At 64.1% G+C, this 14,652-nt stretch carries 9 protein-coding genes; 2 read left to right on the top strand and 7 right to left on the bottom strand.

What is annotated here, in order from left to right; genetic code table 11:
* Positions 1–74 precede the first annotated feature (74 nt).
* Positions 75–1,913, top strand: a complete 1,839-nt coding sequence (locus tag D3227_RS09835) for an MORN repeat-containing protein (RefSeq protein WP_120013927.1) — start codon at positions 75–77, stop codon at positions 1,911–1,913.
* Position 1,914: 1 nt separating this feature from the next.
* On the opposite strand, the gene amrB is transcribed toward D3227_RS09835, so the two are convergent.
* The 5 genes from amrB to D3227_RS09860 all read right to left on the bottom strand — a co-directional run bounded on the left by amrB (position 1,915) and on the right by D3227_RS09860 (position 10,052).
* The gene (gene amrB / locus D3227_RS09840; protein ID WP_120013928.1) at positions 1,915–3,597 is read right to left on the bottom strand and encodes an AmmeMemoRadiSam system protein B; all 1,683 of its coding nucleotides are present in this window, start codon (positions 3,595–3,597) and stop codon (positions 1,915–1,917) included.
* On the bottom strand, positions 3,594–6,620 hold the full coding sequence (locus D3227_RS09845) for a caspase family protein (protein ID WP_120013929.1): 3,027 nt from the start codon (positions 6,618–6,620) through the stop codon (positions 3,594–3,596). Before D3227_RS09845 ends, amrB begins: the two co-directional genes overlap by 4 nt.
* A gap of 12 nt (positions 6,621–6,632) precedes the next feature.
* Positions 6,633–7,319, bottom strand: a complete 687-nt coding sequence (locus tag D3227_RS09850; protein WP_245451717.1) for a DUF4760 domain-containing protein — start codon at positions 7,317–7,319, stop codon at positions 6,633–6,635.
* A 29-nt stretch (positions 7,320–7,348) separates the two neighbouring features.
* The gene (locus tag D3227_RS09855; RefSeq protein ID WP_120014078.1) at positions 7,349–7,720 is read right to left on the bottom strand and encodes a hypothetical protein; all 372 of its coding nucleotides are present in this window, start codon (positions 7,718–7,720) and stop codon (positions 7,349–7,351) included.
* A 115-nt stretch (positions 7,721–7,835) separates the two neighbouring features.
* Positions 7,836–10,052, bottom strand: a complete 2,217-nt coding sequence (locus tag D3227_RS09860) for a caspase family protein (protein WP_120014079.1) — start codon at positions 10,050–10,052, stop codon at positions 7,836–7,838.
* 275 nt (positions 10,053–10,327) lie between these two features.
* Here D3227_RS09860 and D3227_RS09865 point away from each other — a divergent pair, with 275 nt between their 5' ends.
* A complete protein-coding gene (locus D3227_RS09865; RefSeq protein WP_120013931.1) occupies positions 10,328–10,732 on the top strand; it encodes a Fur family transcriptional regulator in 405 nt (134 codons plus the stop codon).
* Here the strand turns inward: D3227_RS09865 and D3227_RS09870 are convergent.
* Complete coding sequence (locus D3227_RS09870; RefSeq protein WP_120013932.1) at positions 10,729–11,358, bottom strand: LysE family translocator; 630 nt, start codon at positions 11,356–11,358, stop codon at positions 10,729–10,731. The genes D3227_RS09865 and D3227_RS09870 overlap by 4 nt on opposite strands.
* A 1-nt stretch (position 11,359) precedes the next feature.
* Positions 11,360–14,317 carry a DNA polymerase I gene (gene polA / locus D3227_RS09875; protein WP_167480664.1) on the bottom strand — a complete coding sequence of 986 codons (2,958 nt, stop codon included), beginning with the start codon at positions 14,315–14,317 and terminating at the stop codon, positions 11,360–11,362.
* Between the last annotated feature and the right edge of the window lie 335 nt (positions 14,318–14,652).

Here is a 14,652-nt window from a genome sequence, read left to right on the forward strand (position 1 = left end):
GCGTCGGGTGCGGGCTGCTTACTTGCGCCAGCTTGCGTGGCCGATTACGCTAGGCCATCCAAGGGGTTGGGGATATGGCGCGGGCAGGGACGATCTTCGGGATCAGGGTGATTGCGGTCGCATCGATGCTGGCCGTGCTTATGGGCTCGGCGGCGTTCGCCGATCGCGCGGGTGCGCCGCAGGCTGGTGCCTGGGCGGAACGGGTGCAAATCCTCTACCAGAGCGATACGCGTTCAGTGCTGCGCAGGAGCGTAAAGGTATGGGATTTCAATCCGGAAAGGAACCTCGACTTTGTCTGGGAGCCGGCGGTCGGGCAGTCGCCCGACCGGACGATCGCCGACGACGGCACAGTCAGCGGCAAGGGCAGGTTGACCTGGCGGGTGCGTGGCTCGGCCAGCTACGACCCCAAGACCATCTATTCGAGCTATTTCGGCGAGATCAGCAATGGTCGCCCCGACGGGCAGGGCCAGCTGGAGCTGCGCTCGGGCGAAGTGCTCGAGGGTCACTGGCGCGCCGGCAAGCTAGACGGCCAGGGCATCCATATCGATGCCGACGGCAACCGCTATGAGGGCGCGTTCGCTGCCGGCGTGCCGAACGGCCAGGGACGCCTGCTGTCGAGCACAGGCGAAATCTTTGCCGGCGTGTTTGTCGACGGACTGAAAAACGGCAAGGGCCGCACGCGGCTGCCGGGCGGCACCGTCTATGAGTCCGATTGGGTCATGGGCAAGGAGACCGGCGGCGCGCGCCCCGACGCGCTGGCCGATGCCAGGGTGGGCGGGCTGCTCAAGGCGCAGGCCGGCGGCGGGGCCGCCGACAAGGTCGAGATCGGCGTCGCCGTCGACCAGCGCATGACCCAGCAGGCCGACATGCAGTACCAGCACCTGGTGCGCGACGAAGACATCGCGGTCTATCCGGTGTCGGATGAATACAACGACGCCTGGAACGGCACCGGGCAGATCCGCACAGGCAATGTCTATGAGGGCATGGACTGGGAGCAGGCGCCGGCTTTTGCCGAGGTCGATCTCAAGACGACCGACCAGACCAAGGTCAAGCTCGACAGTCTCGAAATGAAGGTCGCCGCCAGCGAAGCCTACCGCAAACCGATGCTGTCGATCAGCGAGCATTTTGGCTGCGTCGGCTTCCGGCCGGATTTCTCGATCATCAACAATGGCTGGGGCGATGTGAAAGAGATGAAGATGTCGATCCAGTTCACCAGGATCGACGAAGAGTACAACCCGACAGGCGAGCCGAGCCGCGTGTTCACCAAGGACATTGGTGATTTCGCCGACGGAGTCGACGTTTCGATCAAGAGTATTCTCGGCGAGGCCGGCGTCGATACCGCCAGCCTTGAAACAGGGCGGTTCCCGTGTGCATCGGTGGATGGCCTCAATGTCTGCCGCGCCCAGCTCACCAACAAGATCAGGTTTGGCGAAGTGCTGGACTATCTCGGCACTTTCAATCAAGCGGTGACGCTGAATGCAATCGGCAAGTTCGACTATTCCTGGACGGACGACCAGGGCAACGTCGTCCAGCAGAGCGAAGCGTTTCGCACGTCCATGACCATGGCCGTGTTCGAAGTTCCCGAATCGATGGCGGAATGCGGCGACGGCGGTGGCGGTTCGCCGGAAGCCATGCGCTACCAGAACGTCGAATTTCCGATCGGCAAGCACGACTACACCATCGCTATGCCGATGCGCGGCAACAAGAAGTTGAGTTCCTATACGGCGCGGCTGAAGATGTGGTCGGCGATGTCGTCGATCCACAGGTTCAGCATCGCAGCTCACTTCGCGGACGGCTCGACGCGCGAGAGCAAACCGGTGACATTTTTCTATTTCCGACCGAAGGAATCGCTGTTCGAAACCAGGACCGCGCCGACGGCCTGCTACCTGCCTGCCGACATGCAGGGGTGCTGAATCATTTCCGCCCCATTTCAAAGTAGTTCGGCAGCGGAATGAGCCTGGGAAAGATCGTGCCCTGTGCGAAGACGCGCAGTTCCAGCATCGAGCCTGACGACCGCTCGGCCCTCTGGTCGAACAGGAAATTGCCGAGCGAATAGACCTCGGCGACATCGCCGCCGGCAAGCGGCACGATCGAGTCGCTCGACACATGCGGGTGGCTGCCGACGATGGCAGAGACGCCTCTCAGCCGCATCTGGTCGGCGAGCAATTCCTCCCGAGCGGACGGCTCCGTCTTGTACTCGCGGCCCCAGTGGACGAAGGCGACCAACGGCCGGCTGGCGTTCGTGCCGACCAGGCGGTCGAGCAGAGCGGGGGTCAGCAGGTCGATGTTCTTCGAGCCGTTGGTGTCGATGTCGGTCAGGCCGACAAGGTCGAGATCGCCCAGCGCCAGCGCCTCGCCTTGGCCGAAATGGGGGATGCCGGCGGCGGCGAGCGCGCGAACCGTCTCGGCATAGCCTGACGGTCCGAGATCAAGAGCATGGTTGTTGGCGAGGCTGACGCCGGCAACGTACAGCCGCTTCAGCATGCCGATCGCAAGATCGGCGGGCATCGCCAGCGTCATGTCGTCGATGGCTTCCGGCACATTGGGCAGCACGACGCCTTCGAGGTTGACGATCAACGGCCGCGATCCGGTCAGGGCGAGTACGTCGTCAATGATGCGGTCGGCGACGCCGTCGCGCAGCAGCACCTTCTTCATGGCGCGGCCGAAATTCACATCGCCGGCAAAATAATAGATATTGTCTTCCGCCCTCGCCGAATTGTTGAACCCAGGGCCGAAGGCGCCGAACAGCGCGACGATGTAGCTGGTGGTCTGTTCGACATAATCGGTCGTGGTCTCCTGCGAATTCTCGTTGGCGACGACCAGTGGCGCCGCACCGAACAATGTGCGCTGCAGCTTGGTCTGGATGTAGAGCGCGCCGACCGAGTCGGCGTGATCTGGCTGAAGCAGCGCCGCGATACCGTCGAGCGATCCGGCAGCCAGGACATTCAGCGTCTGCTGGTCGAAGCGGCGGGCGTCGTGCTGCGGCAGATAGTGCGAAAAGTCGGTCGATTCGACGATCAGCGTGTCGTCGTCGACGATCGTCTTGAGCGCCTCCGCGAGCTTGTCCCAGTCGGCACGGCGCGCCTTGACCGACATCGCCACCGGCACGATTTTCGCCTCGGGGAAATAGTGATGCAGAAAGGGCAGCATCGCCATCACGCCATGCTCTTTAGCGAACAGGCAGGACTCCTCGACCATGTCGCCATTCGCCTCCAGCCGCTGGGCCGCCTCGGTGTCAACCGCCACGGGTCCAAGCACGGTGTCGAAGCCGCGCGTCGTCGTGGCAAACAGCTTGCGCGTCTTGTGGAAATGGTCCGGCGATAGGATGACGATGCGCTTGTAGCGGAAGCCGGACGCCGCATGGAAACCAAGCGCGACGAGATCGGCCGCCAGCAGATGATGCGGCACGATGATACCGGTCAGCCGCTGGTTCGAAGGTTCGACGTCGGCGACCTTGGCGATGGCGTCGCGAAACAGCGTCGCGTCGTCATAGAAGGACGGCAAGTTTGCGTTGCCGGGTGGGCAGGGGACGGGCTGCGCACGTGCAGCGAGCGCGGTCAGCAACAGGACAGCAATCGCTAGCAGGCGCATACTCATGGCTCGGCCAGGACGATGTTCTCGACGCCACCGACATAGTAGAACGGCTTCTGCCGCGACGCGGTCAGCCGATCGACCTCGCGGGACACGAAGTCGGCGAGGCCGAACAGCGTCACGCCGCTGTCGGAGGTTCTGGCCTGGCCGCGCAGGCCTGCGAGGATCGAATAGGTGAAGACGCCATGGCCGAGCTCGGGCAGTTCGGCGGCGGTGTTGTTGGCCGCGGTTGCCGAGAAGACGACGATACGCGCGTCCTGCGCATCCTTTTCCAGGCGCGGGTTGAAGGCGTTGGCGGCGTGGCAGGTGTCGAGCAGCATGAAGCGCATGCCCTTTGCCCGTTCGACCGATTTCTGGATGTCCGCCCAATCGACCAGCGAGGAGCGCTTCCAGCGCTCGGCGTCCTGTTTGCGGCCGTCGGTGGGGATGAAATAATAGTCCTCGTCGATGTTGATGCCGTGGCCGGCGACAAAGACGATGGTGGTGTCGTTCTCGCCGGGCTTATCGAGGAAGTCGGCGAGCTGGTCGTCGATTGTGTCGGCGTCGGGTTCCAGGATCTGGTCGGCGCTTGCGACCTGATACATGCCATCGGCGCTGCCGGGCGCTTCGTCCAGAGCCTCGCGATTGACCATCACCAGCGTTTCCATGGACGAGAACAGCGGCGCCGATTTCTGCGCGATCACCTTGAGGAATTCCGTAGCATCGTCGACCGGGTAGCGCAGGTCGCAGGCGCGGCCGGCACAGGCGTCGGTGAGGAAGGGATACTTGTCGACACCGATGACGGCGACATAGAGCTTGCCCTTGTTCGCTTTCTTTTCGGCCTTCCTGGCCAGCGCCGTCACGCTGCGCTCGGTTAGATAGCCGAAATCATTGGTGCCGGTGATGCGGATGGTGTTCTCGCCCTCCTCGACCGGCACCTCGACAATGGTGCTCTTGCCACCATCGACCGAGCGCGTGGTGACATCGCCGACATTGCGGCTGTTCGACAGGATCGAGAAGCCGGCGATTTCGGCGCCTGCCTCGCCGGCGCCGGTGATCTCGACGGCGACGTAGCCGTCGCGGACATTGCCCTGGTCGGTGGCGACACGGATGCCGAACTCCGGCGGCTTGCGCCGCAGCAGCTTCTCCAACTCGCGGTCGACACCCGGCCGCATCTCTTCCACCGCCTGTTCGGCACTGCGCAGGATGATGGCGCGGCGCACCATCTCCGGGCTCCAGAGATATTTCTTCAACTGGCCGGCGCTGATGAAGCGGCCTTCATGGTCACGGCCCTGATTGACCTGCCAGCCGATCAGCCTGTCGCCGTCGCCGGACGAATAGTAGTAGCCCTGCGGCATCCAGACGATCCATTCGGAGCCGGCAAAGAACATCGAGACGATCAGCCTGTGCGTCTTCAGGTTCCATAGACGCAAGGTCTGGTCGGCGCTGCCGGTGACCAGCAGGCCTTTGTCTTCCGAGACGGCCATGGCGTTGATCTCACCGGTATGCCCGGTGAATTCACCTGATACACGCGCGGTGGCGGTCTTGTATTCGAGCAAGGTGCCGTCATTGCCGCCGGTGATCAGGCCGAGCCCGTTGTCGGTGAGGGTGTGCGCCGAATGGACAAAGCCGTTGGTGGCGTCGTTCTCGATCGTGCGCGCCACCTTGCCGGCATTGGCGATCTCCAGCACGGCGTTCTCCAGGCCGTCCTTGCCGCCCGGCGCGGCGTGCAGCGACCATTGGCCGTCGGTCAGAGCGGCACGGGTATAGGTTCCCGGATCCGTCAACGCCTGCGGGTCATCGAAAAAACGCTCCGCCGTCGGCAAGGCCAGCGCTTCGTCGAGCGTGCCGTTGCGTTCCGGACAGGACACGCGCTCGGGGCAGGGATTGGCATTGCCCCAGGCAATGATGCCGTTGGCAGTGTCGATCCCGACCGCCATCAGCGGCTCGCCGACACCTTGCAGCAGTGCCTTGCGCTCACCGGTCACGGCATTCCAGACCTGGATGGCGTTGCGGCTGCCGCCGGCGGTTGCCACCAGCGAACCGTCGGCATTGGCCGTGCTGGCAAAGACGGTGCCGTCATGTCCGCTGTAGTGGAGCATCTCCACGCCGGTCTCGGCGTTCCAGACGATCGAGCGATGCTTGTCGGTGCAACGGTAGCCGCAGGAAGCGACCAGAAGCGATCCTGAAGCGAAGGCCAGCGAGCCGATCTGGAATTCCTGCTTCGGCATGGCGCGGACAAATTCGCCGTCGCTCGCCTGCCAGAGCAGGACCTGCCCGTCCTTGCCGCCGGTGGCGAACAGGCTGCCGTCCAGCGACACGGCGAGCGCCGTGACGCTGGTTTCCCTCAGCGGCTCAGCCTCGCCGGGGAGAGAAATTTCCTCGGCCTTCGCCACATCCCAGAGCCGGATGCCGTTGTCGGTGGTGACGGCGGCAATACGCGTTCCCGAGGCAGCGAAGGCGAGCTTGTCGATATGCCAGGAATCGGCGTCGAGCTTCTCGCCCAGCGTCCAACCGGTCGCGGACTTGTTGTCCAGCCGCCACAGAGAGACGAACCCATCGGCGCCGGCGGCGGCCAGCGTCTTGCCATCCGGTGAGAAGGCGATGTCGTAGGTCGCATAGTCCGCGGCCTTGAGTGCGGCCTTCATCTTGCCGGTCGATACATCGAACAGCCTGATGTCGCCGTAAGGTGGTTTGTCGCCGAGGCTGGCGCCGAAATACCCGCCGGCGGCGATCGTCTTGCCGTCAGGCGAAACCGCGACCGCGAAGACCTTGCCGTCACTGCCCTGGCCGAGATAGCCGCGGATGGTGCGCAGTGTCACCCCGCTCTGCCAGTCCCAGACGCGAATGGTCTTGTCGTTCGAGGCTGAAACCAGCCTCTGGCCGTCTGGCGTGAAGGCAAGGTCGTTGACTTGCGCGCTATGCCCGCCGGTGTTGAGGTCGAGATGGAAACCCAGCGCCTCTTCTGCTTGGACGACAGGTGCCATGAGCAGGGCGCCGGCGACGGTCACCCACCGGAGGGCACGCAGGAGCAATGGGCGGCCCGCCATGATGTCCTGCTTCTATTGAGCCGGAGCCGAGGGCGGCTGCCCAAGGCGCACATAGGTCTCGATGGGCAAGGCGAAGGTCGAAGAGCCGGCCTTGCGCTGCTTGTCTGCATAGCCGGCAAAATAGCTCCAGAAGGAAACCGCATAATCGCGGAAATAGGCGTCGGCCACCTTTTGCGAACAGAGCTTGCCTTCGACGCAGAAGGACAGGCGATTGAGGAAATAGACGATGCGGTCGAAGTGATCGCTGAAGTCGGCCAGCGGCATGTCGCCGCCTTCCGCCGTCATCGCCTCGATGCCGATGCGCTGCCTGAACACCTGTTCTTCGGTCGGCGTCGGATTGGCACTGAGCAGCTTGTCGTACTTGGCGTTGAGCGCCGCCAGGCGGTCTTTCAGGGCGCGTTGCGCCTGCTGGTAGTCCCTGGTTTCCCAAAGCTCGACGAGAGCCATCGTCTGCTCGACGCGTTTCTGCTCCTGATTGGCCAGGAACTGGTAGATCGAGAACATCAGCGTGAAGATGATCGCCAGGCGCACCAGCAACCCTGACCAGGCGTAGGCGAGCATGCGCCAGTCGCGATCGGTGAAGGGGTTCGCCTCCTTCTTGATCTCGTGACTGCTCGGCCAGGGGAAACCCTCTGTCGTCTCTGCCAGCGTGGCCGCCTTGCCGGCCGCTGCCGGTGGCGGCGCCGGTGCTGGTGCCATCTGCTGTGTCGTCTTGCCCCCCGGCCTTTTCATCGGCAGCTGCCCAGGTCGATGGTGGCGGACGGGTCGAGCACAATGCCCGGCGCCTCGAGCTTTTCCTTCAGACAGTCGAGCTGCAGGCGCGAAATCAGGAATTGCACATCCGGCTCGGCGGGCGCCTTGTTCGGCGATGGCAAGGCCTCGACCACGCCGCGCGAGCCGCAGTTCGAGAGATCAACGACGATGGCTTCGCTGCTTGTCTTGGCGAACTGGTCGTACTGGTCGAGAAAGCAGCCCGCCAGCTCGGAATTGGTGACGATCTGCTTGGCACAGAGGCCGCAGCTCTCGTCCGCCAAGGCTTGGTCAAGCAACAGTCCGGCGGTGACAAGCCCGGTTGCGGCGGCACGCCAGAAAAGCATCATGATATTCACGAACGTCCCCATCCTTTTCGTCCGGCCGGGCCAGAATGTTCACATAACAGGCCGACCGCAAGAGGCCAGGCAATGATGCCGGCGAGACTCTTGCAGTGGCTACCGGTCAAGTGCGCGGCACCGTCTCCATCGGGAAGATCATCACCGCGCCCTTCGGTGCGCTCTTGTCGGCAAGCTTCATCACCGAGCGTGTCGCCGGCGCCATGCCGATGTCGGTCAGCATGTCGGAGAAGCCCGACCCTCCGACCGCGCGCGTCGCCGACGGAACGCCGTCCTGGGCGAGAAAACCCAGATCCTCTTTCTCGCTCTGTGGCGGCGCTTCGGTCAGCACCGCGATCATCCGCTCCATGCCGAAGCTGGTGTCGGTGAAGGCAAGCAGGCCCACCTTAAGCCTGGCGTCGGGCGAGCCGTTGGCGGGCGCCAGCCGCTCGGCGACGATGTGGGTGATCGAATAGTCGCTGCCGACGTAGAGCACGTTGATGTCGACATATTTGTCGGAATCGTTCCTGGCCCTGATATGCACCTCGTCGCCGGGCGAGACGCGCGGCACCGTCGAGGCCTGCAGGGGCTCGAGAGTATCGACGTCGCGGCGCCTGATCTGGAATTCGACGCTGACCTCTTCCGGCCGGTAGTCGGAAGCGGCTGCCAGCCGCGACAGCCCGGTGGCGCGGAAGATCGTCGTCAGGTTCTTCACCGTCGCCTCAGCCAGCTTTGCCCGCTCGTCTGGATGGATGATGATCAGCGGCGGCCTGCCGCCATCCGTCAGCGTCACGTCGCCGGAAGCCGGCAGGAACCACAGAGCCGGCTTGTCGGCGGCATCGGCGGCTGTCCCGGCGATGGCGTTCTCGCGCAGCACGGCGAGCCTCAAATCGGCACTCTTGCCGGGGTCGACCAGCTCGACATGGAAGCCCGATTTCTCCTTGGCCGCCAGCTCGTCCAGAACCGAATTGACCAGCGCGGTCTCCTTGTCGAGTCCTCCGGTCGCGGCGGGCCGCGCCACCACCAGTCTGTAGTCGACGGCGAGTTCGGCGAGGCGCGCATAGGCGTTGGCGGGGATGTCGGCCAGTTTCAGCGCCGGCTTGCCGTCGAATTCCACCGGCTTGATGCGGCTCTCCAGGTTCTTGGCCGATTGCACCTCGACATAGCCGAGGGCGTCGGAAAGCTGCGACAGCGCCGAAGGCAGGATGGCGAGCTTGCTGCCGGGGGTGAGGCGCTGCAGCAGCCCCGCGCCGATCGTCGCCGCGTCGTCCTTGACGACCACAGGCCATTGCATGACGGCGTCGGTCTTGTCCGTGCCGAAGATGCGGGCGTCGAGCTCACCTTCGAACAGCGGTGTCGGCCGGGTGCGGCTGTCGGCGGAGTATTGCTGCAGCACGGCCTGGCCGAGCTGGCGGTAGGTGACGTTGGGGTTCTGCGCCAGCTTGGACAGGATGGTGAAGGTGAACAGGCCGAAACGCGGTGCGTCCGCAGTGCCCTTGGGCAGCGGCATCTCCGGCGTCGTCTCGACGGTCTGCGCGGCATAGAAGGCGACCAGCTTGCCCTTGGTGATCGCCTCGCCGCCGGTCGGCGTCAGGTTGAAGGCGGGCTTGCGCTGGCCGTTCTCGTCCAGAGCGCGCGAGGCCGTCGCCGTGATGTCGTCATAGAGCTTCACGGCCGCCGTCCTGTCGGCCTCGCCACCGCCGACCAGATCGGCGAACTCGACCTTGCGTTCCAGCTCGTCATCGACCTCGGCCGCCCGCGTTGCCGTGCCGGAATGGCAGCAATCGAAGACCACCCAGACGAAGGCACCCTTGTCGCGGATGGCGTCGAGTGCGGCGCCGATCTCGTTGTCGATCAGTGCATTGGGCACGCCGGCATCGCGGTTGATCCATTTGTCGATGTCGAAGGGAAGGAAGATCTCGTCGAGGCCGTCGGTTTCGTCGCCCTTGACCATCGCGGGCTGCTGGGCGCCGTGGCCGGACAGGTGCAGGTAGACGAAATCGTCGCGCTCGACCCTCGCGGCAAGGTCGGCAAGTGCGGCCTTGATCGCCGCATGCGTCGGCAGGCCGTTGGCGCCTTCGACGTCCTTGGCCAGCAGCATGATGTTTTGCGGGGCGAACGCCACCGGAGCGGGCGTGTTCTTCAGTAGATACTCACGCACCAGGTTGGCATCGTTATTGGGCCCGACCAGCCAGGTCTTCTTCGGCAGGTTCGGATAGTCGGTGCAAGCGACCAGCAGCGCATGGTAGGTGCGCCCGGCGGCAAGGGAGCGGAACGACAGCGTGCCGGCAAGCGTCAGCGCGGATGCGCCGACAAGCAGCGTCCTGCGTGTCAAGCTGATCATGAATGCTTCCCCAAGCCCGATCGAATTTCCAAGCGCGGCAATCCTCATCGAGGATCTTGTCAGTATTTTGAATGCGGTCAGGGCAGTCAACCCGCAACCGCGAGTGGAGCGGGCTGGGCCATGCCGTGCAGACAGGCGACCCGGCAGTCTTGGTCCTAATGGAGATGACGGAAACAGTGGCAAAAAGGCCGGTTCGTCGCTATCTCAGAGGAATTGAGACCGCCCGCATGCGGAAATGACGCGTGAGCGGCGCAGAATGATTGGAAGCAGGAACCATGGCGGCAAGGGATGTGCTGACGAAAAACCAGCTGTGCGTGCTCGAAAAACTCGAGGCTGCCAGTGGGCCGCTCAGCGCCTATACGCTGCTCGACCAGCTTCGCGAGCGCGGTTTTCGCGCGCCGCTGCAGGTCTACCGGGCGCTCGACACGCTGGTGAAGTCCGGTTTCGTGCACAGGCTGGAAAGCCTCAACTCCTTCGTCGCCTGCGCCGAGCCGCATGACCACAGCCATTCGATGACCGCCTTCGCCATCTGCGACACATGCGGCCAGGTGACGGAAATGTCCGACCACGATGTCGATCATCGGCTCGACGAGTGGGTGCGCTCGACCGGCTTCGCCGCCAAGAAGGCGGTGATCGAGTTTCGGGGGATGTGTGCCAAGTGCTTGGCTGAGGCCGCCTAACGGGTGGTCGACCAGGCGAACCAGAACGCGACAAGGGCCAGTAGTGCCGAAAGCAGCCGTCGGCCGAAACGCTCCCGCCGGGGATCGTTGAGGAACGGCTCCAGCGATCCCGCCAGCACGACAATCATTCCATGTATTCCAGTCGCGATCGCCACATAGACCGTGGTGAGCAGGACAGTCTGGGCGAGGATCGGCCGTTCGGCGTCGACGAAGGTCGGCAGCACGGCGACATAAAAGATAGCCGCCTTGGGATTGAGAAGGTTGGTGACGAGACCGCGCGTGAAATATCGACCATTCGCGCCGCCGCCAGCTGAAACCACGTCTGTCCCGGCGGTCCAGCCTTCCCAGGCAAGGTAGAGCAGGAACAACACTCCAGCCCAGCGAAGCCCTTCATAGAGGAACCGGGACGCCTGGATCAGTTCGGCGACGCCGAAGGCGGCAGTCCCGCCGATGACAGCAAGGCCCAAGGCAATGCCCGCGACCGTGGCGAAGCCGGCGCGTCGACCGTCGCTGGCGGAAACCAGCGCCAGATAGGTCATGTTCGGTCCCGGCGTCAGTTCGATCAGCAGGCACGCGAGCGCGAAGGAAAGGAACGCCCCCGTTGAAAACGGCAGGACGCCGCTCACCTCAATGCGCCTCGTCCCAGTTGTTGGCGGCCCGCGCATCGACGTGCAGCGGCACCGACATCGAGACCGCCGGCATCGGCGCGTTCTCCATCACCCGGCGCACGACCGGGATCGTCGCCTCGACTTCCGCCTCCACCGTTTCGAAGATCAACTCGTCATGCACCTGTAGGAGCATACGGGCGGAAAGCCCTGCCTTCTCCAGCGCCTCGTCCATATGCACCATGGCGCGGCGGATGATATCGGCGGCGGTGCCTTGCAGCCTGGCGTTGATCGAGGCGCGCTCGTTGAAGGCGCGGATCGAGGGGTTTGACGATCTTATCTCCGGATAGTGGATGCGGCGGCCGAAGATGGTTTCGACGAAGCCATGTTCGCGGGCATAGGCCTTGGTGGCATCGATATAGTCGCGAATGCCGGGGAAACGCTCGAAATATTTCTTGATGTAGGCGCCGGCTTCCTCGCGCGGGATCGACAGCTGGTTGGCAAGGCCGAAGGCCGAGATGCCATAGATGATGCCGAAATTGATCGCCTTGGCGCGGCGGCGCACTTCCGAAGGCATGCCTTCGACCGGCACGTTGAACATTTCCGAGGCGGTGATGGCGTGGATGTCGGCGCCGTCGGCGAAAGCCTGCGTCAGCTGCGGGATCTCGGCGACATGGGCAAGCACGCGCAATTCGATCTGGCTGTAGTCGGCCGAAACCAGCTTGTGGCCCTTGTCGGCGATGAAGGCGGTCCTGATCTTGCGCCCCTCGGCGGTGCGCACCGGGATGTTCTGCAGATTGGGGTCGGAGGACGACAGCCGGCCCGTCGTCGTCGCGGCCAGCGCATACGAAGTGTGCACGCGCCTGGTGTCGGGATGGATGAAGCCGGGCAGCGCGTCGGTGTAGGTCGATTTCAGCTTGGTCAGCTGGCGCCAGTCGACGATCTTGCGCGGCAGTTCATGGCCTTCGGCGGCTAGGTCTTCCAGAAGCTGCGCCGAGGTCGACCATTGGCCGGTCTTGGTCTTCGAGCCGCCGGGCAGCCCCATGCGCCCGAACAATATGTCGCCCAACTGCTTCGGCGAACCGATGTTGATGCGCTCTCCGACGAGGCCGTAGATTTCCTCTTCCAGCCGGGCAGCCCCTTGCGCCAACTCGCCGGAGAGCCGCGACAGGATCTGGCGGTCGACCGAAATGCCGCGCTGCTCCATCCTGGCCAGCACTGGCACCAGCGGCCGCTCCAGCCGTTCATAGACCGAGACCAGGCCCTTGGCGGCGAGCCGAGGCTTCAGCACTTGCCACAGCCTGAACGCCACGTCCGCGTGGCCTGCGGCGTAGGCGGTCGCCCTGTCGATGTCGACCTGCTCGAAACCGACCGAGCTTCTTCCGGAGCCTGCGAGATCCTTGAGCGGGGTCGTTGCATGGCCGAGCCATTTGTCGGAAAGAGCCGATAGAGTGTGGTGGCCGGTTCCGGCGTCGAGCACGTAGGAGATCAGCATGGTGTCGTCGAAGGGCGCGACGTCGACGCCATGGCGGCTCATGACGACGATGTCGTATTTCACGTCCTGCACGATCTTGAGGACCGATCTGTCCTCCAGCAGGGGTTTTAGCAGCGCCAGCGCCTCACGGATCGGGACCTGGTTCTCCAGCATTCCGCCGCCGAGCAGGTCGCCGGCGCCGCTCTTGTGGGCAAGCGGCATATAGGCGGCGCGGCCGGGCGCAATCGCCATCGAGAAACCGATGAGATCGGCCAGCATCGGGTCGGACGAGGTTGTCTCGGTGTCGAAGGCAACGACGCCGGTCTCTCTCGCCTCAGCAAGCCAGGCCTTCAGCGTTGCCGTGTCGCGGATCGTGACATAGGCGCCGGCGTCGATCCTGGCGGCGGAAGCTGCTTCGAGGCGGAGGGCGGCAAGCAGGGAAGGGGTATCGCCTGCCTTGGCCGCTTCCCCCATGACCGCAGCCGGCGCCGCGCCGGCTTCGTTCGTCCCCGCCGTGCTTGGGGCGGCTGTCGGTGCGCCGGCGCCGACATCGGGGCCATGCGCGGTATCGGCGCGCTCGACCGTGACGGCAACGGCCTGGACATCGCCGGCCTCGGTTCCGGTCGCTTCCGCCACGCGGCGGGTCAGCGAGGTGAATTCCATGGTCTTGAGGAAGCCGATCAGCTTCGGACCGTCGGGCGCATGCAGTACGAAATCGTCGAGCCCGTCGACGACCGGCACGTCGTTCATCAGCGTCACCAGCTGGCGCGAAATGCGCGCCTTGTCGGCGTTGGCGATGATCGATTCCCGCCTCTTGTCCTGCTTGATCTCGCCGGCGCGCTCAAGCAACCCGTCGAGGTCGCCGAACTGTTCCAGCAACTGTGCCGCCGTCTTCGGCCCGATGCCGGGCACGCCCGGAACATTATCGACCGAGTCGCCGGTCAGCGCCTGCAGATCGATCATCTTTTCCGGCGGCACGCCCCATTTCTCGATCACCTCGGGAATGCCGATCTGGCGGTCCTTCATTGGGTCGTACATGCCGACCGTGTCGCCGACCAGCTGCATCAGGTCCTTGTCGGAGGAGATGATCGTGGTGTCGCCGCCGGCCTCACAGGCAAGCTTGCAATAGGTGGCGATCAGGTCGTCGGCCTCGAAGCCTTCCATCTCGATGCAAGGCAGGTTGAAGGCCTTGGTCGCCTGGCGGATCAGGCCGAATTGCGGGATCAGGTCCTCGGGCGGGGCCGAGCGGTTGGCCTTGTATTCGGGGTAGAGTTCATTGCGGAAGGTCTTTGACGAATAGTCGAAGATCACGGCGAAATGCGTCGGCACCAGACCGACATCGGTGTTACGGGCGTCCTGCATCAGCTTCCACAGCATGTTGCAGAAGCCGGAAACGGCGCCGACCGGCAGACCGTCGGATTTGCGGGTCAGCGGCGGCAGCGCATGATAGGCACGAAAAATGTAGCCGGAGCCGTCGATAAGGAAGAGATGATCGCCTTTTTTCATGCCGGCAGGGATAGCGCGGCGCGGCTGCGCGGTCCATGCCAAAGGCGGCTTCCGTCAACGGTTCCGGCAATACCCTGACAGAACCCGGCGCTGAGGGGCCGGGCGCTCACAAGTATGTTACAAAAGTGTAATTTTGGTGCCCTTGAATCGCCACGTTCAAGGACCCAAATACACGTCATCGGCAGTTTTCGCCGAAGTCCGGAGCAAGGCCCGTCCCCCGCCTATCCCGGACACCTGCGGCAGCCTATCCCCCCTCTCCGGGCTGCCGCAACGTTTCGAGTAAAAGGCCGCCGTGGTTCCCCCTCCACCACGGCGGCTCTTTTTTGCCCTCATAG

Source organism: Mesorhizobium waimense (assembly GCF_003601975.1).
GTDB classification, from domain to species: domain Bacteria; phylum Pseudomonadota; class Alphaproteobacteria; order Rhizobiales; family Rhizobiaceae; genus Mesorhizobium; species Mesorhizobium waimense.